This is a genomic window from Acinetobacter sp. C26M, from assembly GCF_023702675.1.
Taxonomy (GTDB): Bacteria; Pseudomonadota; Gammaproteobacteria; order Pseudomonadales; family Moraxellaceae; genus Acinetobacter.
Genome location: NZ_CP098478.1, coordinates 2,406,765 through 2,432,553 on the forward strand (window position 1 = coordinate 2,406,765; position 25,789 = coordinate 2,432,553).

Annotated in this window: 26 protein-coding genes and 1 other RNA gene; 11 read left to right on the top strand and 16 right to left on the bottom strand. The window is 40.4% G+C overall.

Annotated features, from left to right (window positions below):
• Positions 1-66: 66 nt before the first annotated feature.
• Positions 67-450, top strand: a complete 384-nt coding sequence (locus NDN11_RS11040; RefSeq protein ID WP_004653014.1) for a DUF2237 family protein — start codon at positions 67-69, stop codon at positions 448-450.
• The gene (locus NDN11_RS11045; RefSeq protein WP_251109645.1) at positions 450-1,043 is read left to right on the top strand and encodes a Maf family protein; all 594 of its coding nucleotides are present in this window, start codon (positions 450-452) and stop codon (positions 1,041-1,043) included. The genes NDN11_RS11040 and NDN11_RS11045 overlap by 1 nt, the downstream gene beginning before the upstream one ends.
• Positions 1,044-1,140: 97 nt before the next feature.
• On the opposite strand, the gene NDN11_RS11050 is transcribed toward NDN11_RS11045, so the two are convergent.
• Together NDN11_RS11050 and NDN11_RS11055 are read right to left on the bottom strand one after the other, a co-directional pair.
• Positions 1,141-1,569 (bottom strand): hypothetical protein, encoded by a 429-nt coding sequence (locus tag NDN11_RS11050; RefSeq protein WP_251109646.1) that lies wholly within the window; start codon positions 1,567-1,569, stop codon positions 1,141-1,143.
• A 168-nt stretch (positions 1,570-1,737) separates the two neighbouring features.
• A complete protein-coding gene (locus NDN11_RS11055; RefSeq protein WP_251109647.1) occupies positions 1,738-3,228 on the bottom strand; it encodes an MFS transporter in 1,491 nt (496 codons plus the stop codon).
• 126 nt (positions 3,229-3,354) lie between these two features.
• On the opposite strand from NDN11_RS11055, the gene NDN11_RS11060 reads away from it, so the two are divergent.
• Together NDN11_RS11060 and NDN11_RS11065 are read left to right on the top strand one after the other, a co-directional pair.
• On the top strand, positions 3,355-3,945 hold the full coding sequence (locus NDN11_RS11060) for a TetR family transcriptional regulator (protein WP_251109648.1): 591 nt from the start codon (positions 3,355-3,357) through the stop codon (positions 3,943-3,945).
• 7 nt (positions 3,946-3,952) lie between these two features.
• Positions 3,953-4,471, top strand: a complete 519-nt coding sequence (locus tag NDN11_RS11065) for a GNAT family N-acetyltransferase (protein ID WP_251109649.1) — start codon at positions 3,953-3,955, stop codon at positions 4,469-4,471.
• Here the strand turns inward: NDN11_RS11065 and NDN11_RS11070 are convergent.
• The 3 genes from NDN11_RS11070 to NDN11_RS11080 all read right to left on the bottom strand — a co-directional run bounded on the left by NDN11_RS11070 (position 4,468) and on the right by NDN11_RS11080 (position 8,208).
• The gene (locus NDN11_RS11070; protein WP_251109650.1) at positions 4,468-5,721 is read right to left on the bottom strand and encodes a serine hydrolase domain-containing protein; all 1,254 of its coding nucleotides are present in this window, start codon (positions 5,719-5,721) and stop codon (positions 4,468-4,470) included. The two genes, NDN11_RS11065 and NDN11_RS11070, sit on opposite strands and share 4 nt — an antisense overlap.
• Positions 5,722-5,803: 82 nt before the next feature.
• Positions 5,804-6,658 (bottom strand): MaoC family dehydratase, encoded by an 855-nt coding sequence (locus NDN11_RS11075; RefSeq protein WP_251109651.1) that lies wholly within the window; start codon positions 6,656-6,658, stop codon positions 5,804-5,806.
• 158 nt (positions 6,659-6,816) lie between these two features.
• Positions 6,817-8,208: a 3-oxoacyl-ACP reductase gene (locus NDN11_RS11080; protein ID WP_241288046.1), complete on the bottom strand. Its 1,392-nt coding sequence runs from the start codon at positions 8,206-8,208 to the stop codon at positions 6,817-6,819.
• Between the two features lie 223 nt (positions 8,209-8,431).
• Between NDN11_RS11080 and NDN11_RS11085 the strand changes: the two genes are divergently transcribed.
• Positions 8,432-9,967 (top strand): acetyl-CoA C-acetyltransferase, encoded by a 1,536-nt coding sequence (locus tag NDN11_RS11085; RefSeq protein ID WP_167249462.1) that lies wholly within the window; start codon positions 8,432-8,434, stop codon positions 9,965-9,967.
• A gap of 88 nt (positions 9,968-10,055) precedes the next feature.
• Here NDN11_RS11085 and NDN11_RS11090 read toward each other — a convergent pair whose 3' ends face one another.
• The 4 genes from NDN11_RS11090 to NDN11_RS11105 form a co-directional block, all read right to left on the bottom strand.
• Complete coding sequence (locus tag NDN11_RS11090) at positions 10,056-10,409, bottom strand: hypothetical protein (protein WP_251109652.1); 354 nt, start codon at positions 10,407-10,409, stop codon at positions 10,056-10,058.
• A gap of 120 nt (positions 10,410-10,529) precedes the next feature.
• Complete coding sequence (locus tag NDN11_RS11095; RefSeq protein ID WP_251109653.1) at positions 10,530-11,318, bottom strand: glutathione S-transferase N-terminal domain-containing protein; 789 nt, start codon at positions 11,316-11,318, stop codon at positions 10,530-10,532.
• Between the two features lie 12 nt (positions 11,319-11,330).
• Positions 11,331-11,843 carry a ribonuclease E activity regulator RraA gene (gene rraA, locus NDN11_RS11100; RefSeq protein ID WP_251109654.1) on the bottom strand — a complete coding sequence of 171 codons (513 nt, stop codon included), beginning with the start codon at positions 11,841-11,843 and terminating at the stop codon, positions 11,331-11,333.
• A gap of 12 nt (positions 11,844-11,855) precedes the next feature.
• Positions 11,856-12,521 carry a Rossmann-fold NAD(P)-binding domain-containing protein gene (locus tag NDN11_RS11105; RefSeq protein WP_167249453.1) on the bottom strand — a complete coding sequence of 222 codons (666 nt, stop codon included), beginning with the start codon at positions 12,519-12,521 and terminating at the stop codon, positions 11,856-11,858.
• 213 nt (positions 12,522-12,734) lie between these two features.
• Between NDN11_RS11105 and rpsT the strand changes: the two genes are divergently transcribed.
• Positions 12,735-13,001, top strand: a complete 267-nt coding sequence (gene rpsT / locus NDN11_RS11110; RefSeq protein WP_004807943.1) for a 30S ribosomal protein S20 — start codon at positions 12,735-12,737, stop codon at positions 12,999-13,001.
• Positions 13,002-13,049: 48 nt separating this feature from the next.
• On the opposite strand, the gene NDN11_RS11115 is transcribed toward rpsT, so the two are convergent.
• The 4 genes from NDN11_RS11115 to NDN11_RS11130 all read right to left on the bottom strand — a co-directional run bounded on the left by NDN11_RS11115 (position 13,050) and on the right by NDN11_RS11130 (position 19,212).
• Entirely contained in the window at positions 13,050-14,318 is a 1,269-nt protein-coding gene (locus NDN11_RS11115) for a hypothetical protein (protein ID WP_251109655.1), read from the bottom strand.
• Between the two features lie 184 nt (positions 14,319-14,502).
• Entirely contained in the window at positions 14,503-17,373 is a 2,871-nt protein-coding gene (locus NDN11_RS11120) for a M66 family metalloprotease (protein ID WP_251109656.1), read from the bottom strand.
• 198 nt (positions 17,374-17,571) lie between these two features.
• Positions 17,572-18,303: a histidine phosphatase family protein gene (locus tag NDN11_RS11125; protein ID WP_167249447.1), complete on the bottom strand. Its 732-nt coding sequence runs from the start codon at positions 18,301-18,303 to the stop codon at positions 17,572-17,574.
• A gap of 51 nt (positions 18,304-18,354) precedes the next feature.
• Positions 18,355-19,212, bottom strand: a complete 858-nt coding sequence (locus NDN11_RS11130) for a 3'(2'),5'-bisphosphate nucleotidase CysQ family protein (protein WP_251109657.1) — start codon at positions 19,210-19,212, stop codon at positions 18,355-18,357.
• Positions 19,213-19,223: 11 nt separating this feature from the next.
• Here NDN11_RS11130 and NDN11_RS11135 point away from each other — a divergent pair, with 11 nt between their 5' ends.
• From NDN11_RS11135 to NDN11_RS11150, 4 genes are all read left to right on the top strand, one after another.
• Positions 19,224-19,925, top strand: a complete 702-nt coding sequence (locus NDN11_RS11135) for an HAD-IA family hydrolase (protein WP_251109658.1) — start codon at positions 19,224-19,226, stop codon at positions 19,923-19,925.
• On the top strand, positions 19,909-20,337 hold the full coding sequence (locus NDN11_RS11140; protein ID WP_167249441.1) for an RNA-binding S4 domain-containing protein: 429 nt from the start codon (positions 19,909-19,911) through the stop codon (positions 20,335-20,337). Before NDN11_RS11135 ends, NDN11_RS11140 begins: the two co-directional genes overlap by 17 nt.
• A gap of 169 nt (positions 20,338-20,506) precedes the next feature.
• On the top strand, positions 20,507-21,553 hold the full coding sequence (gene recA, locus NDN11_RS11145; RefSeq protein WP_167249439.1) for a recombinase RecA: 1,047 nt from the start codon (positions 20,507-20,509) through the stop codon (positions 21,551-21,553).
• Positions 21,554-21,599: 46 nt separating this feature from the next.
• On the top strand, positions 21,600-22,082 hold the full coding sequence (locus NDN11_RS11150; protein ID WP_167249437.1) for a regulatory protein RecX: 483 nt from the start codon (positions 21,600-21,602) through the stop codon (positions 22,080-22,082).
• 10 nt (positions 22,083-22,092) lie between these two features.
• On the opposite strand, the gene ffs is transcribed toward NDN11_RS11150, so the two are convergent.
• Positions 22,093-22,189: signal recognition particle sRNA small type (ffs, locus tag NDN11_RS11155), an RNA gene on the bottom strand.
• 323 nt (positions 22,190-22,512) lie between these two features.
• Between ffs and NDN11_RS11160 the strand changes: the two genes are divergently transcribed.
• The gene (locus NDN11_RS11160; RefSeq protein ID WP_251109659.1) at positions 22,513-23,376 is read left to right on the top strand and encodes a YbgF trimerization domain-containing protein; all 864 of its coding nucleotides are present in this window, start codon (positions 22,513-22,515) and stop codon (positions 23,374-23,376) included.
• A 61-nt stretch (positions 23,377-23,437) separates the two neighbouring features.
• Here NDN11_RS11160 and NDN11_RS11165 read toward each other — a convergent pair whose 3' ends face one another.
• The gene (locus tag NDN11_RS11165) at positions 23,438-25,309 is read right to left on the bottom strand and encodes a SurA N-terminal domain-containing protein (RefSeq protein ID WP_167249433.1); all 1,872 of its coding nucleotides are present in this window, start codon (positions 25,307-25,309) and stop codon (positions 23,438-23,440) included.
• Between the two features lie 139 nt (positions 25,310-25,448).
• Positions 25,449-25,721 carry a non-specific DNA-binding protein Hbs gene (gene hbs, locus NDN11_RS11170; RefSeq protein WP_004639426.1) on the bottom strand — a complete coding sequence of 91 codons (273 nt, stop codon included), beginning with the start codon at positions 25,719-25,721 and terminating at the stop codon, positions 25,449-25,451.
• Between the last annotated feature and the right edge of the window lie 68 nt (positions 25,722-25,789).

Sequence of the window (25,789 nt, forward strand, 5' to 3'; positions counted from 1 at the left end):
CAGAAAAGCTGCCGAAAGCTTCAGTTTTGATTATGATAATCACCGTCACTAAATCTTTCTATTATTATGTCAATTCATCCAGATCCAAAAATTAATCGTTTAAACGTGCTTGGCGAACCTTTAGCCAGTTGTTGTTATGACCCAATCACTGGGTATTTTCGTAATGGCTTTTGCCACACAGCGGTCACCGATTTAGGTCAGCATACGATGTGTGCACAAATGACTTCTGAGTTTCTAAATTTCTCACAAAAAGTCGGCAATGACCTCATTACACCATTGCCTGAAGTGGGCTTCCCAGGTCTTAAACCAGGTGACTTCTGGTGTATCTGTGTGACACGTTGGGTTGAAGCTTATCAAGCAGGACAAGCACCACCGATTAAGTTGAATGCTTGCCACAATGCCGTTCTGCATTATGTTCCCTTGAATATCCTTGTGGAATACGCGGTGTAATGAACCAACATGAATTGATTTTGGCATCCAGCAGTCAAACCCGTAAAGATCTGATGGATCGTTTAAGCTTGGATTATCGCTGTATCTCCCCTGATATTGATGAATCCGCATCAGGTGAACTACATGCCGATGATCTGGCTAAACGACTGGCGTATGAAAAAGCCCGTGTCATTGCGGAACAACATCCAGATGCGATTGTGATTGGTTCCGATCAAGTGGCTTGGCGTGAACATGCTCCGTATGACTTTATTGGTAAACCATTGAGCACTGAAAATGCCATTCAACAATTGCAGGCAAACTCAGGTCAGACTGTCTTTTTCAGTACCGCGCTCAGTGTTCAACATTTGCAATCTGGCTTTGAAACGACACTGGTTGAACATTACCAAGTTAAATTTCGCCAGCTGACATTGGCAGAAATTGAGCGTTATATTGCAATTGACCAACCCTTACATTGTGCGGGTAGTTTTAAATGTGAAAGCTTGGGGATTAGCTTATTTGAAAAAATGGTGGGTGATGATCAAACCACATTGATGGGTTTACCCATGATTCAACTGTGTAAGATCTTACGTCAGTTTGGAATAAGTGTGCCTTGATTATTTCATCAAAGATACTTATCTGATCCAAATTTTGCTTATGAAAGTTAACTTTTTGTAGTCTTTGAGAAATGATTAAGCATTAATATTACAAAGCTCAACCTTTGATTAACTCCCCCTTAAATAAGGGATTAACAAATGCCACCCCCTGACAAAGTATTGTATTGGTCTCAACAACAAGACTAGAAAATGTTTGCAATATATACTTTTTAGAGCTGATATCTTCTTCTAAAAACATATACCCCATAAACTCTACTGGTAAAACCTTTAAAAGTAAGTCAGCCAAGAACTTAGGGGCTTTAATTAATATCTCCTGTAAATTTAAATATCCTGTTTGTTGTAAAATTAAAGGCCATCCTTTTAAATCCTCAACAAATCCTTCATCTTGAGATTCATTATCAATAAACTCTTGATAAAATTTACTAAAGTTAATAATCACATCACTAAAGCTAAACTTTACTTCATATGCTATTGCATGCGATTCATTTACCACCCGACCAAATGAATGAGTATCAACACCTATCATTGAACAATCAATAATACTATTATTAATTTTACAGATTCTCATTTATTACTTATTCCAATATTTTTTTACTACTAGAATATACACTTAATCATGCAAAAAATTATAACAATTCAAGCGGAGTCTACCTAAAAAAACTCATCCAAACTCAGTTTGGATGAGGATAAAGCATTACTCCTCAACCACTGTGACTCGCTTTGGTAAAGCAAACCAAATAAAAATCGACAAGATCAAGAATAAGAGCGCTGCCACATTCAGCACTGAACGATGCGATTGGCTAAAGGCCTGTTTCGCAGCTGTGATGATATGTTCAGCAATTGCAGGTTGTAATTGCTTGGCAGCTTGAACCGCCTCTCCAATTGAACTGCTCACCTGTTCAATGATGTTAGACGGCACATCAGTTGGTATCACAATCGAGTTGGCATAGAACCATGACAACATCAGACCGAAAAAGGCAATGCCTAAACCAGCTCCCAACTCATACGCCATCCCCTCAATTGCCCCTGCTGCTGTCGCCTTACTTGGCGGTACTGAAGACATAATGGCAGAGGTTGAAGCCAATAAAGCAATTTCCACACTTAGGCCTAAAACAACCATCCAGCTCCAGACCTGCATCTTCGACTGCATAAAGTCAGTATTTGCTAAGCCCCATAAACTTAAAGCACTCATCAACATACCAAGCGATGCAACTGAGCGTAGACCGAAACGGTTGACCAGCATACTGGCAATTGGGCCACCTAAACTGATCGCAATCATAAATGGTAAAATAAATGCCCCAGCAGCCAATGGTGAAAGTTGGTAAACAAATTGCAACTCCTGAGAAATCAGTAACTCGAATCCGACCAAAGCCATCATTGATACAATTGCCATCACCACACCTGTTGCAATGACAGGATGTTTAAACAACTGGATATCAATCATAGGTGAGTTTGAAGTTAACTGCTTACGAATAAAGCCAACCAATAAACTGAAACCAACTGCGAATATCAAAACTGACCAGATACTAAAACCGTGCATCACAGTCTTAACCGCATAGATCATGCTCAGGATGGCAACCACCAATACAATGGCCTGTAACAAGTTAAGATTCTGCTTAGGTTGCCCTGCCTGCTTTGGAATCACAAAGACAGTTAAAGCAAGTACAGCAATCATAATCGGAACATTGATCAGGAACACTGAGCCCCAATGAAAGTGCTCGAGTAAGAAACCACCAAGCAAAGGGCCAAATGCAGCACCACCACCACCGACAGTTGCCCAAACACCTAAAGCAAAGTTGCGCTGTTTTTCATCAAGAAAAGTATTACGAACCGCAGATAAAGTAGCAGGCAAAATCATGGCAGCACCAACGGCCAATAAAGCGCGAGAACCAATTAATGCATATGCTGTAGAAGAAAAAGCAGCGGCCAATGATGCAAGGCCAAATAAGATACCACCGATGATCATGAGCTTTTTAAAGCCAATACGATCACCCAAGGCACCCATTGGCAAGATCAAACCTGCCATGACCAAGGAATAAATATCAATAATCCACAGCAACTCATTTGCAGATAATGAAAGTGACTCACTCAACGTCGGTGTCGCCACATGTAAAACGGTTGCATCAATTGATACAGGAAGATAAATCAGTACAACGATTGCAAGAATTAACCACTTGCGTGACATAAATGCCTCTAAATTGGACAATTGTTCAAGTTGGCGTTATTATAACCAAAATTGAACACTTGTCCAACTTTTAAAGTTGAGTTAATTTGTCTCTGATTTGTATGTACTCATAGGTGCTAAAAAAGAATGGCTTATTTAAACCGCGAACAACGTCGTGAAATGATTTTACAAGCTGCGATGCAGGTCGCATTAAACGAAGGTTTTTCTGCAATGACAGTTCGTCGTATCGCCATTGAAGCCCAAACATCTACAGGACAAGTACACCACCACTTTGCTTCCAGCTCGCATTTAAAAGCAGAAGCCTTTATCAAATTGATGCAACAACTAGACGAAATTGAAAATCAGGTCAGCACAGCCAACGCTTTGCAACGTCTTTCCCTGTTACTCGGTTGCGAAAATATTGAGCAAATCCAGCCTTATTTAAGATTATGGAATGAGGCTGAAGTTTTAATTGATCAAGATGAAGAAATAAAACGAGCCTATAATATAGCCATGCAAGACTGGCATCGTTCAATTGTACGGATGATTGATGAAGGCCAAACATTAGGTGAATTTCATTTTGAGACCAATAGCGATGACATCGCATGGCGACTAATTGCATTTGTCTGTGGTCTAGAAGGGATTTACAAACTGGGGTTGATTGGCTTAAATGAAAACGATTTTAAACGCCACACCGAAGCCATTATTCAAGCAGAACTATTTAAAAAATCAAAATGAGTAAACAATGAAACGAGCATTATTACAAACAGCAAGACTCGATTTATTTGTATTTCAAATGGATGATCTTGCTGATATCTATCCTTGTGTAACAACAACATTAACCCGTTATATGGCTTGGGAACCTGCTCAAAGCTTCACTGAGCAAGAAAAAATTGGTCAACAATGGTTATTGGCAGAAGCAAAAAATACCGACCGACATTTTGTGTTACGTCGTAAACAAGATCAGGCGTTTATTGGTCTTATCGGTGTGCATCGAATGCAGACCGCAACACCCGAACTAGGACTATGGATTCGGGAAGATTACCACAATCAAGGCTTTGCCAAAGAAGCGATTTTAGAAGTATTCCGTTGGGCTTCTACACATCTCTCTACCCAATATTTCTTATACCCTGTTGCAGTGGATAATCAGCCAAGTCGTAAACTGGCTGAATTTCTAGGTGGGACAGTGGCTGCGTATAAAACTGAAAGGAAATACGAGGCGGTGATTTACCACGTTCCACCCTATCAAACAAAGGCGAATTAAAACCAGCCTTTTCGACCTGTTCGTATTTCATCTGCACAGCGTAGCGTTTCTTGGCTTAAACCCCACAAACGATAATCCCCTGTTGCCGAAGTCACATTAAAATTATGGGTATAAGCAAAACTGAGTTCACGCTCAAAATCACACCATGCTCCTGAGCCATTAAAGCCGACATGTCCAAAACCATGCGGTGCACGTTTGCCCATAGTTAAAATACGGTGATAACCCAAACGCCAATGCATTGGAATCGGCATCACGCGATCACGTGCCTTGCTTTGTACCGTACTGAGTTGCTTAAACACTTCTGGACGAATCAATTGCTGACCCTGCCATTGGCCTTGATTGGCTAGCATTGCATAGACTTTGGCCAAACTATCGGCAGTAAATACCCCATTGGCTGCTGGAATTACCGCCTGTAATCCTTCATCACTATAGAAACTAAAATGACGCATGCCTTTTGGAATCATGGCATCTTGGAAATCTTGTGGATTTTGCCCAGAGAACTCCAATAAGCGTTCTGATAAGGATGCTTTACGTGGTTGACTGCTTTTCTTTTGCTGCGGTTTAGCTTGAGATGCCGTTTTCGGCTGTTCCAACAAACGCGCAACACGATTTAATTCCGATGTTGGTGTCCCAAAATACGCGCCATCCAATTCAAGCGGTTGTACTAGGTAACGCTGCATAAGCCAACTTAACGGCTGTTTAGCTGCTTTCTCAAGCACACCACCCAAAATCCACCCATAGGTCAAAGGCTGATAGGCAAAACTTTGTCCAGCAGCAAAACGTGGTGTCGCTGCTGCCATCACATCCAGCATATGCGACCAATCCAGCATTTCAGTCGCTGTTTCAATGGTATTGCGAATATCAAATAGACCACTTTGATGTGATAAAACATGACGTAACGTAATATTGGCTTTGCCATTCTGAGCAAATTCTGGCCAGTAATGTGCAATCGGTTGCTCGTAATCCAGCACCCCTTCACTCACCAAAATGTGCGCAAGTGTCGCGAGAATGCCTTTCCCTGTTGAATAGCACATGGCTAAAGTATTAGATTGCCAATCTTCTTCTTGAGATTTCTTCCCCGTATAAATATCAACAACTTTTTGACCTTGGAAATACACCACCAGTGCTGCACCGCCTTGCTGGCTACGTGCATCTTGTAGACGACTAAATTGGCTCGCCAAGTCAATGAAACGTTCATCAACACTACCGTGATAATTATGCGTATCGGCAAATAGAATTTCTTTAAACAAAGCTCAATTCCTTATGATATTTATGTTTCTTATAATATCCCTGTTGCGAACAACAGGGAGCATTTACACGACATGATCGTGATTAGAGTGCTTTCACTGTACCTGCGACATGCGGCTTTTTAGATTTCACATTACGAATCAAGAAATCTGTTTGTTTTGGCTCGGCTGCAGTTAAAAACTCCACCGTAGATGGTAAGAACATCGGTAGTTTAAACCAAACATCTGCCTCATAAGCCGCAGGTAATTCAATGCTAGCTAAGGCTTTTGCCTTGCTCCACATACCATGTGCAATCGCCTGTTTAAAGCCAAAAGCTTTTGCAGTTACAGCATGGATATGAATCAAGTTAAAATCACCCGAAATCACGGCATAACGACGACCTGTGTTTTCAGAAATATTCCATTCTGCTTTTGGCTGATAAGCAGGTTCTTTCACTTCTTTTGCTTTTTCAGTCACTTTTTTCTCAGTTTTTTGGCGTGATAAATAAGTGGTTAAACTTTCCATCACCACTTCACCACCGACTTTCGCAGTCGTGATGAAATCAAACTGTAAACCTTTGTCATGCGGTTTTAGCTCGCCAAACTTGCACGATAAAGTGATTTGCTCATTCACAGCAATTTTGCGAGTTTGCTTGATTTGGTTACGAATATGCACCAAGCCTAAGATTGGGAATGGAAATGCTTCACTGGTCATCATGTGCATTTGCAAACTTTGCGACAAAACTGCCAAATAGATTGCTGGCACGAAACCATCATTTTTAAAACCACAAATCTCGTTATAGCTTTCTAAATGTTTGCTATCAATCTTAAGTGTATCCACCACATACTCAACTTGTGGCAGAACCTTCTCACCTTTTGGCTTTTTAAAAATCAGACCTTGAATGACTTTTGGATAAGCTAAATAAGGTTTTGGCAACTGACTAAAATGACGTGTATTCATAATAAACCTTTTATATTTTAGGAATCCTCCTCAACCCTCCTTTCATAAAGGAGGGAGCTTCCACAAATTATATAGGTTTTAATTTTTAGGAATTCCCCTCTTTTTAAAGAGGGTGAGGAGTATTCGCTCCGCAAGGGAGATTTTATAGCTTGAAGTTCTTAAGCACCTAACAAGCTTTGACCGCAGACGCGAACAACGTTACCTGTTACTCCTGTTGAACCAGTTGATGCATACCATGCAATTGCTTCAGCCACATCTACAGGTAAACCACCTTGGTTCATCGAGTTCATACGACGACCTGCTTCACGAATCGCAAATGGAATTGCAGCAGTCATTTGCGTTTCAATGAAACCTGGTGCAACCGCATTAATGGTAATACCATTCTTTAATGTCGGTGCAGTAAATTTCACCAAACCAATCACACCTGCTTTTGACACAGCATAGTTGGTTTGACCGAGGTTACCCGCGATTCCACTGATTGATGATACACAAACGATACGACCATTTGCATTTAAACCATCATGAGAAAGTAAGTAATCGTTAACACGCTCGATTGCTGACAAGTTGATGTTGATGACTAGATCCCAAAGCTCTGGCTTCATGTTTGCCAAAGTTTTGTCACGGGTAATCCCTGCATTATGCACAATCACATCTAGACCACCTTGTTTTACAGCAGCCGTCTTGATTTTCTCGCCCGCATCAGCAGCAGTAATGTCGATTGCCAATACTGAACCACCGATTGAACCCGCAACACGCTCTAAATCAGCTTGTTGTTGTGGAACATCTAAGCAAATCACATGCGCACCATCACGCGCCAATACATGTGCAATCGCTTCACCAATACCACGACTCGCACCTGTGACCAACGCGGTTTTACCAGCAAGTGGTTTTGCCCAGTCCAAATCAACAACATCTGCTTTAGACACACGGATCACTTGACCAGATACATAAGCAGAACGTGGTGAAATCAAGAAACGTAAAGTTGATTCAAGGTTTGCTTCTGCGCCTTGGTCCACATAGACCACTTGTGCAGTAATACCCTTTTTGAATTCTTTACCAACAGACTTGATAAAACCTTCAAGTGCACGTTGTGCAATCGCTTGTTTTACTGTTTTCGCTGTTTCAGGTGTGGTACCAATCACGATCACACGTCCTGAACTTGAAATTTGACGCGCAATTGGATTGAAGAAGTCGTATAACGCTTTTAATTGTTCTGAATCTTGAATACCAGACGCATCAAATACAACGGCTTTAAACTTAGATTCTTTGTCATCTGCATTAAGAGGACGAAGGTTTAAACCTACTTTTGCAGCAGTTTGTTGTAATTCAACATTATTGCCCACATAGCTATCTGCATGAATATTGCTAAGAACTTGAGCAATCGCAGCAGAAATCGTGCTTGATGGTGCCGCGCCAAGCAATACTGCACCATTTACAACTGGTTGAGCACTTTCAAAACGATCTAGCGCAACTGGTGATGGTAAACCTAGATTTTTTACGACAAACTTACCTAAAGGTGATTGTGTAAATGCTTGGTACTGATCAGTCATGGTTATTATCTCTCATACAAATGAATTTGTTACAAACACATGAATCATGTTGGGATATGGCATGAAATCAATGTCTGATTGACTCATAGCAAATCATACTTGAGTTCATGTCTGGATGTCTTGACCTGAATGTGGTCTCAAGCGTCATTCTAGTCAATACAGCAGTATTAGAAATATGGTATGTTTGTAGCAAGAATATCGCAATTATGCTTGGAAAAGCCTTATGAGCAAAACAACTCAAGAAAATCCAGCAGTCGAGACTTCCGCTCAAGAGACTGTGTCAAATACATCAAAAGCAGCTTCAACTTCACGTAAAACTGCAAGCACAACATCTAAAGCGGCAACGACGACACCAAAAACTACGCGTGCCCGCTCTACAACACGTAGTGCAAGTACGACAAAAAGCACTGCTGCGTCTACAGCGACGAAGGCAGCTGCAGCTAAAACGACCAAACCTTCTGTTCAACAGGATAAAACCATGAGCCAAAACACTGTGCGCCGTGTTGCCATTATCGGCGGTAACCGTATTCCTTTCGCTCGCTCTAACGGCGCTTATTTCACAGCTTCCAACATCGACATGTTTACAGCTGCGTTAAACGGTTTGGTTGAGCGTTTCAACCTACAAGGTCAACGCCTAGGTGAAGTGGTTGCGGGTGCAGTATTAAAGCACAGCCGTGATTTCAACATGACTCGTGAGTGTGTTTTAAATACTCAACTTGCACCTGAAACTCCTGCATATGACATTCAACAAGCATGTGGCACTGGTCTACAAGCAGCATTTTTAGTTGCAAACAAAATTGCTTTAGGTCAAATCGAAGTAGGTATCGCAGGTGGTGTTGATACCACTTCTGATGCACCAATCGCTTTCGGTGACGGCTTACGTAAAGCCCTGCTTGAGCTTAACATTGCTAAAACAGGTAAAGACCGTTTAAAAGCTTTAGCAAAAATTAATGTTAAAGATCTTATGGATGCACCTAAAAATGGTGAGCCACGTACTGGTTTATCTATGGGTGACCATCAAGCAATCACTGCACTTGAGTGGGGTATTCCACGCGAAGAGCAAGATGCCTTAGCTGCTTCTTCTCACCAGAAAATGGCAAAAGCATACGAAGAAGGTTTCTTCGATGATTTAATTACGCCATTCTTGGGTTTAAGTCGTGACAACAACTTACGCGCTGACTCAACTGCTGAGAAATTAGCAAAATTGAAACCAGTCTTTGGTAAAGGCGAAGCTGCAACCATGACAGCGGGTAACTCTACCCCGTTGACTGATGGTGCTTCATGTGTACTTTTAGCGTCTGAAGAATGGGCTAAAGCAAATGGTCACGAAGTACTTGCTTACCTAACTTTCTCTGAAACTGCTGCAGTTGATTTCGTTGGTAAGAAAGAAGGCTTATTGATGGCACCTGCTTATGCAGTTCCACGTATGCTTGAGCGTGCTGGCCTTAAACTTCAAGATTTCGACTACTACGAAATCCATGAAGCATTTGCATCACAAGTTCTTTCTACTTTGAAAGCTTGGGAAGATGAAAAATTCTGTAAAGAGCGTTTAGGTTTAGATGCACCTTTAGGTTCAATTGATCGTAGCAAGCTAAACATCAAGGGTTCTTCTTTAGCTGCGGGTCACCCATTCGCTGCAACAGGTGGTCGTATCATCGCGACTGCTGCGAAAATCTTAAATGAAAAAGGTTCAGGTCGTATCCTCGTTTCGATCTGTGCTGCTGGCGGTCAAGGTGTAACAGCGATTATTGAAAAATAATAGTTCGTCTAAGCTACAGAAAAAGCTGAATCAAATGATTCAGCTTTTTTTATTTTTAATGCTTCTTCTAGTTAAACAACAGACGCATTTATCTCGCCCGTTTAAACTGCACATAATAGTCGTTTAACACTTTAATCGCTTGCTTCAATTCTTTTAGATTCTTTTCTGTATTTCCTAATCGCTCAACAAAACGTTGTGAATACAATTCCAAGTCAATCTTTTCATTGATTTGTGGTGCAATCCGAAATAGCTTTTCTAAATCATCAAATCGATCTAATTTTCGATTAGAAAAATATTCCAAACGAACGCTCAAGCCATTCAACACCACGCCATTTAGAATCGCACCGCGCTCTGCATCAAAGGCTAAAGCATGTTCTTTTAAAAATAACTGCTCAGGTGTCTCTTTAGAACTTTTGAATAGGTTGCTCAGCTGGCTTAACATCGATCAATCACATCACTCTACTTTTCACTGGTATTAAACCGCTAAAACGACCAATCAAGCAACACTCACATCACAGCCACCTATAAAAAAAGCATCTTCTGCAAGATGCTTTCTCAACATTTATTTTCCGTACTGCGTTTTTAAATATTCCACAATCTTGGCAGATTCAAACATTTTTACGCCTGTGTTCGGATCAACCAAATACGGAACTTGAATATCTCTCCCCATCACCTCTACAACCTTTTCACGTTTGCCATTAGGCAATGGAATATATTTTCCAGGTTTTAACCGTAAAGCTGCTGGCCCCATGTCCTGCCAACGTTCTTTTGAGACATTATGCAAAATATAAGGCAGTTCTAACTCAGTCAAAACCTCGCGTACCAAACGCGTATAAGGACTGGCCTCAAAGCTCCACAGCTCTAATAATTGCACTGGCGCAGGACGATCAACAATCTGCTGGTTAATCCAGACACCACGCGCTGCATTAGCAACCGTTGCTAAAGTAGAGACATAAGGGAGTTTTGGGTAATGACTAAATTTCTTCGGTGTCTGCCCCGTTTTACCATAATGCTTAAATAGATGATGAATAATCTGCTGTGACTCATATAACTGGTCACCTGTATTTTCATCAATCAAGAATGGAAATTGGCGTTTCCCACCCTTTGCTTTGACGATTTGGCGATACTTTTGACCGCCTTTAGGACATGGATAAATTTCTACGTCCAAATTCAACAAGGTGATCACTTCGCGGACACGGCGACAAAATGGAGAACCTTCAAATTCATAGAGCTTGAGTGCTTTTGCAGGTTGATTTGGAAATGGTGTGCCAGAGACGCCTCGCCCACCCTCAATTACACTTGCAAGCACAGATTGTAAAACCTTGAATTGATGATTCACCATTTTCAACATAACGCTATCCTTTTAGCAGTCGGCTAATTTTTCTTTTGCAATCACAATACCGTTGTTATCTGCATAAAGATAATCACCAGAATTGATCGTCACACTGCCAAAATACAATGTGATATCAACTTCACCTATGCCTTTACGATTACTTTTTTGCGGAATTGCAGCCAATGCATGTACGCCTAAATCCAATTCTGCAATCGCATCGACATCACGTACACAACCATAGATCACCACACCATTCCAATGATGCTTTACTGCAGATTCAGCAATCAAATCTCCCATCAAAGCACAACGCATTGAAGCGCCACCATCAACAACTAAGACTTTGCCAGTGCCATCAGTTGCCAACAGCTCTTTCACACGAGAGTTATCTTCAAAACACTTTACAGTGACCACTTGCCCACCAAAGGTCTTCCGTGCACCATAACTTTTAAAGAATTTACCATCGAGAGAAGGTATTACGACTTGTAGATCTTTTTCAGGATTATCATCTAACAAATCACAAGTTACGAAAGGGATCGTTGTCACTGAAATTCTCCATTATTTGCTTTGTTGTATGCTTAAATTGTCATAGAGTTTGAATGCAGCTGTCTGCGTTTGTGCTGCAAACAACATAGTATGCGCCAATTGCTCAGCCGTTACAGGTTTAAGTTTAAACGGTCTGGTCCATGCTTTTTCCACCAGCTTAAATGCCGTCTGTGCCAGATCTTCGAGCAAGCGCACGTCACTTCGTTTACCAATTAATAATGACGGTTGGAAGATCGATAGCTTATAAATTGACAGACTTTTAAGATAATTTTCTAGCTCACCTTTTACTTTATTATAGAAAACTGGTGAATTAGCATTCGCTCCCAACGCGCTCACGACTAATAAATGAATATTTTTGTCCTGAACTAAATCAGCAAAATGGGCATTAATTTCATAATCAATCGCATAAAATGCTTCTTTCGATCCTGCCTGTTTTATGGTGCTTCCCAAGCAGCTGAAAGCATGTGTATAAGTACTGACATCCTCATCATTGAGTAATAAGAAATCCTCTAAAACAAGCTGATTAACTTTACTGTAAGTTTTTAATGTATCTGAATTTTTTCTGACAACGACGGTAATCGCATTGAAGTCATCCGAATGTTGTAACTCATCAATGAGTGCTTGACCAACCAAACCCGTAGCACCGATGACGATTGCCTTTTTATCACCTATTTTCATTTTTATTTGTTCCAATCAATGACTAAGGCTAATGTAACGTTTTCTTGCACAGTTTTCACCTGTTAAATGTACTTAAAACTATCACAAGACTTGACTTCGCGGCTTAGTTTCCTCAAAATATGGCACTTGTTTACGGGCTGGTGAATGTTGCTAATGTTTTATTGGTTTTAACTTCAGCCCGCCCAGACCAACTTATTTTCAAGGAGTGCACGAGTGGCAAACTCTGCTCAAGCTAAAAAACGTGCTCGTCAAAACGTTAAAGCACGTAAACACAACGCAAGCTTACGTTCTATGGTTCGTACTTACATCAAACGTACTGTAAATGCGATCGCTGCTGGTGATTATGCTGTTGCTACAGAAGCTTACAAAACAGCTGTACCTGTAATCGACCGTATGGCTGATAAAGGCATCATCCACAAAAATAAAGCTGCTCGTCATAAGAGCCGCTTGAACGCTCAAGTTAAAGCATTAGCTAACTAATTTGATGCAAATAAAAAAGCCCGAATTTTTCGGGCTTTTTTATTGCCTTTAATTTTTCACATAAGGCTGTAAGCCTGTTCCTGCCTCTATCACGATCTTGAGCAGCTTCTGACATAATGTATAACTCTCCTCCAACAAGCCCAAATCGCTCGCTCGGGCATTGCTCTGCATCAACAAAGCCTTATGCTGTTGATAACGTTCTTGCAAATATAACTGATCTTGGCTTAATGCAATCATCATCAACTCAAAACGGAAATCTAAATCAATTTTAAGATCTACTGGCATATCACCATAAGCCCAAGCCTGTAATACCTCTAATCGACTTTGCCCCAAATTTGAAAAAATGAAATTGATATATGCATCTAAATTGGTAAAAAAATTCTGAATATCTGTTTGTGTATCCCAACGCCCCATCAACGCAAAACTCGGCTCTACATTATTTTTTTGCCCTGTATTTTTATGTACATCCATCGAACGCAGACGAAAAATCAAGCGTTCAGGCAAATGCTCTTGCAATTGATCAGGAATAAAACGATCAGTAAAATCCATCGCAAAAGACAGCATTGGACTAACTGTTAATTTCCTAAGCACCATTTTCAACTGATAGAAAATACCAAGCTGCTTTTGTGTTAGTAAAAAACAGCGATAGCCTGTATCCAACGCCAACTCTGGTCGGCCGATATTGCCCCAATTCGAAATAAAGTCATGCGCAACATTAAATACATCAAGCTTCAGATTTTGGGTATAACACTGTTGCTCAAACCAATGGCTAATCAATTGTTCCGCTTCAGGCATACTCTGCGGGATTTGAAAACTATTCCCGAGTTTCGGTAGCTCAGGCTCAGGTATCGACAACACCTGTTTAATTTGCAAAGGCTCTAACAAGTATGGCTGTAGCATATTGGAAACGGCATTTTCAGGCGACTGCAACTCCCCAATAGCCCAAACATTATAATTTGGCTCATAGAAGCCGATCCCTGTTTCATGCACTGCTTCATAAAAAACCCGGTATACCGCATCATTCTGTGCTTCATGTGCTAGCACATCAAGTTGCACACTGGCATACAAACCTTGAGAAAACCTCTCCCTAATCCCCTGTAACCACTGTTGCGTCTGTTCAGAAAAATAGGACTGATATTGTGGATCACAAATCTTATTGGAAAATAAATCCAACCATGCCTGCAAGGTTCTACCATGACTTGCAATGTTGCGATATTGTTGATGCAGCTCAAAGGCAACTTGATGTGAATCATCTTCTGAAGGGACTTTACCTGTAAAAACTTCAGGCTCCCATAAGTAAATCGTGTTTAATAACATCTTTTTATCCAATTATGCGTCAAGTTTCGCTTTTTATTTTCATATCATGACGAAAATTCATACATTTTAAAAGTACACTTTTATTATTTTTCCAACTTTCTAAGAATTTTTGCATCAAAAAATATGAAGTCCCAAAGGACTTCATATCATCAATTTATGACTTTGAGATAAAACACTCAAATCATTAAGGACTAGATTGTAAAACCTTACTCGCCAATACCAGATTCTTCGCAGACAAACCAGCAAGCACCAAGCTATTATTCATCACTGGAATGCTCCATTTTTGATTCGCACCACTGGTACAACGATAGCGAATTAAACGTGCACGATTATTGGTTAAATAGCCACCTTCCAAATCAAAACACTGATTAGATTGCTTAATCGCTTGTGCAGTAGCATCAAGCTCCCACACTTGACTACTTGCACTGCTACAAGGTGTCAGGTTGATAACATTGCCAGCTGTAGTCGTTAAGCACTGATCTATATATTGCTTATTATGGATTTTACCCAATGCATCATAAATCCATTTCTCGGAATCATCACCGACACAACCTGCTGAACCACTAATAAATGCATTTAAATCACCATTCGCCAACTTTTCAGCTTTTAAACAATTGGTTCTGTTTAATAAACTGGTACTTGATGCAAAATTCAAATCACCTTTAAGCTCTAACTTTTCAACAAAAGTACGGAATGCAGTTAATGCATCGGCATTTAAATTGGTCAAGTCCGAACGATATACATTAATCCAGCGATTGAGTCGATAAAGCTTAATTTGCTGCTGGGTATAACGCACCATTTCATTCTGAGCATCAGGCGATAGTTGATCTTTAAAGGTCCTATAAGAATCAAATAATAACTTTGCATCCGTCGAAAGATTTACAACTGGCTTGTTTTTATTCTCGACTAAAGCCTGCTCTAATTGAGGCAACTCAATCGCTCTAAGGGCTGAATATTCAGCCTCTTTCCCAATTTCAACTGCAGGTGTTAGAACCACTGTACTCGCAGGAATAGATGTACTTGAAAGTAGTACTGCCGCTTGATTGGCTTTTTTACAATACAAGTTCACTTGCTGCGGTGCCTCACTTTGCGCAAGGTTGACATGGAACTTATTGGCGTTACTATTTGAATTCATGCGCTGTGGCGCTAAAGCGATATTTTGACTCGTACTGGCAAACTGCACATTCAGCCAACAACTTGCGGTTACTGCACTTGGATTGGCTTGCGGTAGATCAAATACATTACCCCAGTTGCCCTTCGCAGCAGGATAAACTAAGCCAACCTGCGCTTCTGGATCATATCCACCCAAGATCGTATAGACTGGCACACCAAACATTTTTGGTTTCAAGTAATTACCATCCGCACGGTTATACCAAACATTACTTGAGTTTGGTGTTTTAGGCTGGGCAACTTCCATCATCCGAGTTGTGGCATTCCATTTTTTATAACCCGTTGGGGAAGTTGCATCCCAAACATAACGATCAAATGCAGGTTGAATTTTTAAATACGTACTATAACCAGTGTAATGGGTATATTTAGAAATGCTACTTGCCGTTGCACCACCAGACATTGCATCCCAGCCATAGGCATATTTATTCAAGAAGTTCGGTACACCATTTGCACCATCTCCTAAATTGGTCGTCGTCCAATTGAGATTACCGCGCATTTTATTTCTAAATGCGATATAGCCCCAACCACTATCTGCATGGTGTGCTGCCCAGAACATGTTATCCCCAACAGAACCTGGATAATGCCCCAACCCATAATGATGACCAATCTCATGACTAAACTCATTACCTACAGAGTCAATCAAAGTCAGCATACCATTACCGCCACTTAAGCCATGAGTTGCCTCACCGTTGCTATATTTACCGCGTGCATAATGCGCCACCACACTTTGCGTAATTTGCGGCTGTTCTTGGCTTGCCATTGAAGCACTGGTGATCCCCCAGTTGGCTAAATTAATCCCCACACCAAAGGTTGATTTAGCTGTATTTTCACGCATATCACCATTATAAACATCACCAGTGGTTGCACTTGCCGCATCATAGATTACGCCACTTGCGACCATGACTTTATTGAGCTTTAAATCCTCATATTTGGTCACGATCATACGTGCAGCAGGAATGGTCTGAAAATAATCTGTCCCCGCCTTTGCAGGTTCAAGCAACATATAGTGACCAGTTGACTTTGGTGGATCCGTTAACAAACCTAAACGGATATTTTGTACCACCAATTCCCCTGGTGCAGCCAAATCAATATTGTCCGCAGTTAAATCACCACTACGATTATTCAACAGATCTACCACGCGAAGATGCAGCCCGGCACGAATCTCACTCCATTTCAAAGCAACCGTCCACGCTCTTTTTGAGTAACTCACAGGTGGGCGTCCATCACTATTCGACTGGTCTGAGGCTGCAATTCTTGATGGCTCTTTCAATTTAACCGTTCTGAGTAGTTGATTGCCTTGATAAATCTCAACTTGTAGTTTCTGTAGATCCCCCATTTCGGCAAGTGGTGTCACCAATAACAATGCATCTTTTTCTGTCGTTAGACGTGGCATTGAGTCTTTTTCATTATTTTTAGGATTGACCACATGACTTTGAGCAAATTGCAGCATAGCAGCAAAATTTCCATTTAAATCATTACGTAATAGCCGTGGCAATCCAAGTTTATCGTAATCATAAAAACCCAGTACCGATTCATCTATTACGTTTTTACGAGGCTCTGGATACTTTTCCACTACCGGTGGAATAGACGGTGTTTCTGTATTCCCGCCTCCGCCTTGACTCGGAGTTTCTGTTGCCGTGTTGCCATTATTTGGTGTTTCAGGTTTTGCATTTCCCGAACCATTATTTGGAGTCTCTGGCGTTCCATCACCCGGTAACTCGTTGGTTCCATCGCCTGGTGTAGGATTAGCTCCACCTCCAGCACCATGATCATTTTTTGGCGGTTCAGTATTATTTGTTGTACCCGAATCAGCCCCACCACCGCCACATGCGACAAGCATGATCGACAGCAGGCAAACCGTTAAATGCTTAAGTTGTAATTGCATCACACTTCCCCAAGAAAAACTTGATAAATTATCGTTAATGAAAAATTAAGTTAATTGGTTAAAATTAATATAAATCATGCATTTATATATACTAACAGCTAAAGTAATTAAGGGGGATTAATTTTTTAAAAATAAAAAAAGAACTGCAACTTAGATAAAAAGTTCAGTTTATCTGCAAAAAATAGTTTATTTTTTATTCTATGTGTTTTTAAAATCTTGAATAGTCAATTCTTCGCGCTTACCACGCCAAATCCATTTTAACTTACTACTGTTAAAGTCCTCACCCTCAAACCATACAAACAAACCTTCCATCATGTCAGGCCAATCTGTTTGTTCAATTTGGTTTTTACCCGAGATCACCGCAACAATTGCAGCAAGAATCGTGTCATGACTCACAGCTAAACTTAAACCATTTTGTTGGGTCGGATGGGTATGATAAAGCAATTCCAATACATCAAATACACCCGTAATTGGATGTTTCATCCCAGGTAAAGCATTATTTACAAAGCTATTAATAAAACCTAATGCACCCTGTTTACGAAAATAAGGGGCTGCCTGCTGTATATCCAGAACAAAGCTGCCTGGTTCAACCAATAAACGCTGTTCAACAATTTCTATTTGGTGAGTATTAACAACTTTGCGCGTTTCATCAGCCCCTTCAATCATTAAAGCAGCAGTATCCACACAGCGCTGAATCGGGCTAGAAATACAATGCTGAATCGCTCGATCCGTATTTTGAATTAAATATTGCCCCCAAGCATAAGCCAGATCCCGCCCTTGTTCAGTCAATTGCAAATCATAGCCAGCCAAACCCTGACCATTTACCAATTCGCGCAAAGAATGACGTGTAAATAAGGTTACAGGTGTAGAAGCATCTGGAAGTAAATCAATTGCTTCAAACATGCTTTTGGGCAATAAATGTAGAGTCATATTCACATACAAGCTTTAATTTAACTCACTATAGCATGAGCCATATAACTCTCAATCTAAAATGCCAGAACGACTAAGCGCATCATATGCAATATTTTTGCAATGCTGATCTCGATAAGCGATAAAGCCACCATTTAAGACCGTTTCACGCTGATTATATAGAAATGGTTTTTGATCCAAGGTCATCAACCCACCACCAATGCTTTCAAGCAAAGCTTGCCCAGAACTAGTATCCCATTCTGATGTTGGGTGGAAACGCGGATAAATGTCAATTTCACCCTCAAGCATCATACAGAACTTATAAGCACTACCAGCTTCACGACGCTCAACTTCCCGATGCTGCAAAATTGGTTCTATAAAATTTTTATATTTAGGGTTTTTACTGTTATGGCTTAAACCAATTTGAAGTGGTGATGCCACATCATGTTCTTCGATCTGGTATTGAAACCATTCTTGTCGACTAAAGTTATATTTATAAGGCAATTTAGAGGTATAACCAATGTACATCACCTGCTCGCATGGCACTGCAATAATGGCGAAGGTTGTTTCATGACCATCAATCAAGCTCAAATTAATCGTAAATTCATCACGCTCATGGATAAACTCTTTAGTGCCATCAAGTGGATCAAGCATCCAACAACGCTGCCATTCAGCTCTCGCAGAATAATCACTCTCTTCTGACAATACTGGTAATTGCGGTGTCACGCTCGCTAAGTGCTTTAATAAAAAGTGATTTACTTTTAAGTCCGCCTGCGTTACAGGTGAATCATCACTTTTTTCCTGAATATTAAACTCGCAACCAGCACAATAACTTTGGTATTCTTCCAACAATATTTGACTTGCCTGTGCCATGATCGGAACAAGTTGTGAAATTAACTGATCTTGTGGGGCAAGCGTTTTAATAAACATAGACCAACCTTATGTCATATTCAGATTTACAGCAGCCAATCGCCATGTTTGACATGGATGGTACCTTACTCGATTTAGCCTTTGATGATTTTATTTGGAATCATTGTTTGCCTGAACGACACGCTCAAGTACATCAACGTACGCTGGAGCAAAGTAAACAAACATTGTTTCAATTCTACCAACAACATAAGCATACACTATCTTGGTATTCTTCGGCGTACTGGACGGCTAAAGTAGGTGTTGATGTTTTACAACTGCAATACGAACATCGTGAAAAAATTCGTGCACGTATCGGCTGCCACCAACTCTTACAGCAATTAACAGCTAGAGGTTATCGTTGCTGGTTACTGACCAATGCCGATCGCGCTGGTCTACAACTGAAACTTGAAAATGTTGAACTCAGCCCCTACTTTGAACTTATGGTCAGTAGTGAAGAGTTAGGGCATGCCAAAGAGGAAGTCGCTTTTTGGCAAAAGTTACAACAGTCACACCCATTCGATCCCGCACAAGCGGTATTTATCGATGATACGATTGCAGTACTTAAAGGTGCTGAAGATTTTGGTATTACCCAATTATTCAGCATCTTGCAGCCTTCCAGTAATAAACCAGCAAAAGCTGCAACCGAACTGCCATATCCTGCACTTGACCATTTAACCGAACTTTTTGATTATCTTGAAACCAACCAACAGGTAACAGATGCCAAAACAGCATGAAACAGACAGCATGGATGCCATGCGTATTGATAAATGGCTTTGGGCAGCACGTTTTTTTAAAACACGCTCGATAGCCAAAACCGCGATTGAAGGTGGCAAAGTTCATCACAACAATGATCGGGTGAAAGTGTCTAGAGATGTGCGTATTGGAATGGAATTGACCATTCAACAAGGTTTCGAGAAAAAAACCGTGGTTGTGAAAGCACTTTCTTCTGTACGTGGTGGTGCACCAGCCGCTCAACTGCTTTATGAAGAAACAACGGAAAGTATTGCGCGTAGAGAGTTGCATGCATCGCAACGAAAATTGCATAATCTAGCCCGACCAGATCATCGACCAAGTAAAAAAGATCGTCGTGATATCAATCGTTTTAAACAAGAAAATGTTCAGTCTTGGTCTTATCATGATGAATAGATTGGGTGGATTTTTTCTCATTTTGGATACGTCATCTTGTGTCGCACAGTCACAGATCAGATGTAGAATTAACAACTAGAATCTGCCACTATACTCAAGTCCCAACAAGTTGAGATTCAATACATCCACTTGGGTTAGTCGTTAAGAAATAAAGTTTTGAGGTTTTGAGATGGATGATAATAAAAGTAAGGCGTTACAAGCTGCATTAAGTCAAATTGAAAAGCAATTTGGCAAAAATACAGTGATGCGCTTAGGTGATAACACTGTACAAGCAGTTGAAGCTGTATCTACAGGTTCTTTAACACTTGATATCGCATTAGGGATTGGCGGATTACCTAAAGGCCGTATCATCGAAATTTACGGTCCTGAATCTTCAGGTAAAACGACCATGACACTGCAAGCAATTGCGCAATGTCAAAAAAATGGCGGTACATGTGCCTTTATCGATGCCGAACATGCATTAGATCCAGAATACGCACGTAAACTCGGTGTTGATATTGACAATCTATTGGTGTCACAACCAGATCACGGTGAACAAGCGCTCGAAATCGCTGACATGTTGGTTCGCTCAGGTGCAATTGATCTGATCGTTGTCGACTCTGTTGCAGCATTGACCCCGAAAGCCGAAATTGAAGGCGAAATGGGTGACTCACATATGGGCTTACAAGCACGATTAATGAGTCAGGCACTTCGTAAAATTACCGGTAATGCTAAGCGTTCAAACTGTATGGTGATCTTCATTAACCAAATCCGTATGAAGATTGGTGTGATGTTTGGTAGCCCTGAAACCACAACGGGTGGTAACGCACTTAAATTCTACGCTTCAGTACGTTTAGATATTCGTCGTATTGGTCAAGTAAAAGAAGGCGACGAAATCACAGGTAACGAAACGCGCGTTAAAGTTGTAAAAAACAAAATGGCGCCTCCGTTCAAAGAAGCTGTGTTCCAAATCATGTATGGTAAAGGGACTAACCAGCTCGGTGAATTGGTTGATCTCGCAGTTCAACAAGATATCGTACAAAAAGCAGGTGCTTGGTATTCATATCAAGGCAATAAAATTGGTCAAGGTAAGAATAACGTGATTCGTCACTTTGAAGAGAATTCACAAATGGCTCAGGAAATTGAAAAGCTGATTCGTGAACAACTTCTCACCAAGAACAAACCAGCCGAAAGTACAGACATTGAAGAAGAAGAACCAGATTTCTTAGAAAGCTAAGCTGAAACGCCCTTCGGGGCGTTTTTCTTTAATGAGGAAATAAAACGTGTTTAATTCTGAAAAAGCAGAAAAACCTAAAACTCTTACAGGCTCGAGATTACGCTCATATGCCTTTGCCCTACTGACCCGTCGTGACTATTCACAAGCTGAGTTAATCACCAAGCTCAATCTCTATGCAATCAATCCAGAAGAAGTTGCAAAGCTAGTTGAAGAATTAGCACAACACAATTATCAAAGTGACCAACGTGTGGCAGAACTAACGTTAGCCAGCCAGTTGAGAAAAGGCAAAGGCTTACAACGCATTAAACAAGCTTTGAAAGCGAAGCAGTTAGATACAGAACTAATTACTGAAGAGCTTCAAGAAGTAGATTGGCTCGAGCAAGCCTATCAGCTCAAACTGAAAAAATTTGGACAAGAAGTCGTGACTGATCCAAAAATCAAAGCAAAACAGATTCGATTTTTACAATATCGTGGTTTTGATATGGGGGTAATTATGAAAGCGATTGCTCGAACGAGCGAAGAGGAATAAATGGTGGCAGCCCCACCAGCATGACTTCGGCACATCATAGTTCTACTACCGTTGCTACCTTCCGGTCCTGGCGGGGTTCGTAGAGTACAATTGCGAAGCTACCAGCAGGGCTACCATTGCCTGACAAAGTATAGAGATTTTTACCTGAGTTGCAAGACTTGTTACTGTTTTTCAGTGAGTTTTTAATTCAACTGCCTAATTCATCATCAACTGCTATATATTTGTTATCTATTTATTTTCAACATGCACAAACATTAAACAACACCCCCGCATTTCTCTTCAAAAATGCTTGAAGATTGTAAATGCTTATTGCATTTAAATGAGTTGCTGTTTTAATGGCTAGATCAAAAATCTATATCTCGTGTGTTACAAGTAAAAGTGAAGACTTGTTCGACCACAGCTTTATTTTTCAACTTATGGATGAATTTTTATGCTAAAAAAGCATTCCGTACTTTTTATTGCCCTGCTCAGTAGTGCGCATTTATATGCCAATGTTCCAATTGAATCGCGCTCTTTAAGCCAACAGCAAGCCAATAACGTTGTTGCAGGCTCTCCAAGTCTAAACTGGGAAATCATGCAAAAGAACCAGAAGCTTGAAGAAGAAATTCGTAAGTTACGTGGTCAACTTGAAGAACATGATAATTCGATCGAACAATTGAAAAAAGAACTCACCAATCGCTATACTGATCTTGATCAGCGCTTAGAGTTACTTTCACAAAAAATTGATCCACCAGAAGATAACCCTGAAGCCCAAGATGCAACCGCTGCAACTGCAACAAACAATATAGAAGCCGCTGCACCTGCAATCGCACCAACGGCTCCAGTACAGCAACAACAAACAGCACCAGCAGCTAAAGCACAACAACCATCTGCTGTTCAACCACCAGCGAATACAGCAACAACAAGCAATACCACCAACCAAATCGAGTTAGAAAAAGCAGCCTATACCGTTGCGCTTGACGCCTATAAACAAGGTGGTGCAAAAAAAGCAATCCAACCAATGCAAAACTTCATTAAAAACCACCCCAATGGTATCTATGTTGGCAATGCATATTTTTGGTTAGCTGAATTTTATTTGGCTGTTGAGCCAGTAGACTATAAAGCAGCCAAGCAAAACTATAATATTGTAGCCACACGCTACCCTAATTCAGCTAAAGCATCACGTGCGGTTTATCAGCTATATAGTATTGCCAAAGAGGTAGATAAAAATACTGCTTTAGCAAATCAATATAGAAGCAAACTGCTCAGCCAATACCCACAATCTGAAGAAGCCAAATTTATTCAGAAAAAATAATTACAGCAGCCAATAAAAAAGCCGGTTGATATCAACTGGCTTTTTTATGCTTAGAACAAACTTATTTGATCTTTGCTTGTGATTTCAAGTATTCAGTATAGTCTTCCAAGACTTGCTGACCACGGAACTGCTGATAAAGCTTATTCAGCTCTTGCAACTGCTCTGCTGGCAAAGTGCTTGCAACACTGCTATTTACGTTTGATACCGCAACGATCACCAATTCGTTTGGTAATTTCGCTGTAGTTGCAGACCACAAACCTTCTTTGCTTGGTGCTGGGATACTAAATGCTGCACGTTCAATTGGACGTTTTAAACCTTGTGAACGGGCGAATGTGCCTGCATTTTCAAAAGTAACTTGAGATTTAGCAACCACCTGAGCAGCTGGCTGAGTTTTAAAGTCAGCAAGGATTGTTGCTATTTTCGCTTGAGCCGCTTTATACGCTTTTGCTTCAACTACTTTCGCTTTCACATCAGCAGTTGCTTCGTTTAACGGCTTTACGCCTGCTGCGTGATAATTGCGTACTTTAATCCAGATTGTATCGCCATTTGCCATTTGAATATTTGAAGATGCATTACGATCACCATTTTTCACATCATCATTAAACAATTTTGCTTTAACACTCAAATCACTTAAATATGGATTATCAGTTGTTAAAGTTACAGCATTAGCAGATTCGATACGCGCACCCTTCACTTCTTGCGCAACAACATCAAGTGAATCACCACCGACGACCATTTCATTTAAGTTATTCACTGTATCGCTGAATAAATTCGCAGCTTTCGATTTTTCAACCTCAGCCGTTAAACGTGCTTTTTCAGTCTCAAATGAAGGAATATTGGCAGCTGGTGCATTTGCTTCAATGATGTGATAACCATATTGAGTTTTTACAGGTTTAGAAATCTGACCATTTTTCAATGCAGTGACCGCATTATCAAAATCAGCTGAGAATACACCAGGTGCATAGGCTTCAACCAAACCACCATTCGCTTTAGAGCTTGGGTCTTCAGAGTACTGAGCTGCCGCTTGAGCAAATGATTCACCTGCTTGAATTTTTGCATAAACTTCATTTGCAAGCTTTTGCGCAGCTGCATCATCACGAGCATCCGTGGTAATTAAGATATGCTTAACTTCACGCTTTACATCTTTCTGCTGCTTATCAACAAATGCCGTATAAGCCTGCTGTAAATCAGCCTCTGTCACAGCAAGGTTAGCTTTAGGTAATAATGCTGGTGTGAGTACCACATAATCAACATCGACACTGGCAACTTGCTTAAACTCGTTTTTATGCTTGTTGTAGTAATCTGCAATTTCTTGATTCGATACTGTCACGCCTTTTTTATAATCATCTAACTTGATACTCGCAAGATGCAAAGTGCGTTGTTCAGTTTGTAGATTCGCTAACTGCTGTACATCAGATTTACTCACCAATGCATAATCCATCAATGAAGTTGAAATCATCTTCAATGCATGGTCTTGGCGTAAACTTGCAATCAATGCTTGGTTGGTCATCCCCACAGAACGTAAATAGTTTTCATATAATTTCTGCGAAAACTGTCCATTTTCTTGGAAGCTAGGCTGCTGAGCCAACATTTGCTCAAGTTGTACATCACTTAGGGTCATGCCTAATTTTTCAGCTTGTTGCTGCAATAAGCTACGTGCAATCAATGCATCTAATGCTTTTTCTTGAATAACAGGTAAATTTAAAAGTGATTCATCACCTTTGACCAAAGATAAATATTGGTCTTTATAATTTTTGGTTGCACTTTCTAATTCTTTATTAGAAATATCTTGACCGTTTACCGATTTCGCAACGTCTGCTTTATTGCTACCACTAAAATACCCTTCAATACCTACAAGTGCTAAAGGGGTCAAAAACAAAACGAGCAGGACTTTACCCAACCAACCCTTAATGAGAGTACGAAACGATTCCATAAGAATTCCAATATTTTATTTCGGGGCAATTTTAACTGAAAAACAAAGACGAATGAATGGAGAATAAAGATCAAATTAACTTTTTCATTCAATAAATAAAAAACGCACCCTAAATGGTGCGTTTATTGATTTAAAAAGATTACGCAACCGAATCTTTTAAACCCTTACCAGCTTTGAAGCTAGGTACTTTGCTTGCTTTGATTTGAAGCTCTTCACCAGTTTTAGGGTTACGACCTGTACGAGCAGCACGTTCTTTAACGCTGAAAGTACCGAAACCAACTAAAGTAACCGTATCACCTTTTTTAAGTGCTTCAGTGATTGACGCGATTGTCGCATCGAGTGCTTTACCAGCATCCGATTTAGACACTCCCCCTTTTTCAGCAATCGCATCAATTAATTCTGATTTATTCATGATAAAAAATATCCTCTTAATATCGTTTGTTAAGATCCAAGGCTATAGTTTAAAAGGCCATGACGCCT

Excerpts from the sequence above, each read along its gene's own strand:
- NDN11_RS11040 (WP_004653014.1), top strand. The coding sequence starts at position 67 with ATGTCAATTCATCCAGATCCAAAAATTAATCGTTTAAACGTGCTTGGC.
- NDN11_RS11045 (WP_251109645.1), top strand. The coding sequence starts at position 450 with ATGAACCAACATGAATTGATTTTGGCATCCAGCAGTCAAACCCGTAAA.
- NDN11_RS11050 (WP_251109646.1), bottom strand. The coding sequence starts at position 1,569 with ATGATAGGTGTTGATACTCATTCATTTGGTCGGGTGGTAAATGAATCG.
- NDN11_RS11055 (WP_251109647.1), bottom strand. The coding sequence starts at position 3,228 with ATGTCACGCAAGTGGTTAATTCTTGCAATCGTTGTACTGATTTATCTT.
- NDN11_RS11060 (WP_251109648.1), top strand. The coding sequence starts at position 3,355 with ATGGCTTATTTAAACCGCGAACAACGTCGTGAAATGATTTTACAAGCT.
- NDN11_RS11065 (WP_251109649.1), top strand. The coding sequence starts at position 3,953 with ATGAAACGAGCATTATTACAAACAGCAAGACTCGATTTATTTGTATTT.
- NDN11_RS11075 (WP_251109651.1), bottom strand. The coding sequence starts at position 6,658 with ATGAATACACGTCATTTTAGTCAGTTGCCAAAACCTTATTTAGCTTAT.
- NDN11_RS11080 (WP_241288046.1), bottom strand. The coding sequence starts at position 8,208 with ATGACTGATCAGTACCAAGCATTTACACAATCACCTTTAGGTAAGTTT.
- NDN11_RS11085 (WP_167249462.1), top strand. The coding sequence starts at position 8,432 with ATGAGCAAAACAACTCAAGAAAATCCAGCAGTCGAGACTTCCGCTCAA.
- NDN11_RS11090 (WP_251109652.1), bottom strand. The coding sequence starts at position 10,409 with ATGTTAAGCCAGCTGAGCAACCTATTCAAAAGTTCTAAAGAGACACCT.
- NDN11_RS11095 (WP_251109653.1), bottom strand. The coding sequence starts at position 11,318 with ATGTTGAAAATGGTGAATCATCAATTCAAGGTTTTACAATCTGTGCTT.
- NDN11_RS11105 (WP_167249453.1), bottom strand. The coding sequence starts at position 12,521 with ATGAAAATAGGTGATAAAAAGGCAATCGTCATCGGTGCTACGGGTTTG.
- NDN11_RS11115 (WP_251109655.1), bottom strand. The coding sequence starts at position 14,318 with ATGTTATTAAACACGATTTACTTATGGGAGCCTGAAGTTTTTACAGGT.
- NDN11_RS11120 (WP_251109656.1), bottom strand. The coding sequence starts at position 17,373 with ATGCAATTACAACTTAAGCATTTAACGGTTTGCCTGCTGTCGATCATG.
- NDN11_RS11125 (WP_167249447.1), bottom strand. The coding sequence starts at position 18,303 with ATGACTCTACATTTATTGCCCAAAAGCATGTTTGAAGCAATTGATTTA.
- NDN11_RS11130 (WP_251109657.1), bottom strand. The coding sequence starts at position 19,212 with ATGTTTATTAAAACGCTTGCCCCACAAGATCAGTTAATTTCACAACTT.
- NDN11_RS11135 (WP_251109658.1), top strand. The coding sequence starts at position 19,224 with ATGTCATATTCAGATTTACAGCAGCCAATCGCCATGTTTGACATGGAT.
- NDN11_RS11140 (WP_167249441.1), top strand. The coding sequence starts at position 19,909 with ATGCCAAAACAGCATGAAACAGACAGCATGGATGCCATGCGTATTGAT.
- recA (WP_167249439.1), top strand. The coding sequence starts at position 20,507 with ATGGATGATAATAAAAGTAAGGCGTTACAAGCTGCATTAAGTCAAATT.
- NDN11_RS11160 (WP_251109659.1), top strand. The coding sequence starts at position 22,513 with ATGCTAAAAAAGCATTCCGTACTTTTTATTGCCCTGCTCAGTAGTGCG.
- NDN11_RS11165 (WP_167249433.1), bottom strand. The coding sequence starts at position 25,309 with ATGGAATCGTTTCGTACTCTCATTAAGGGTTGGTTGGGTAAAGTCCTG.
- hbs (WP_004639426.1), bottom strand. The coding sequence starts at position 25,721 with ATGAATAAATCAGAATTAATTGATGCGATTGCTGAAAAAGGGGGAGTG.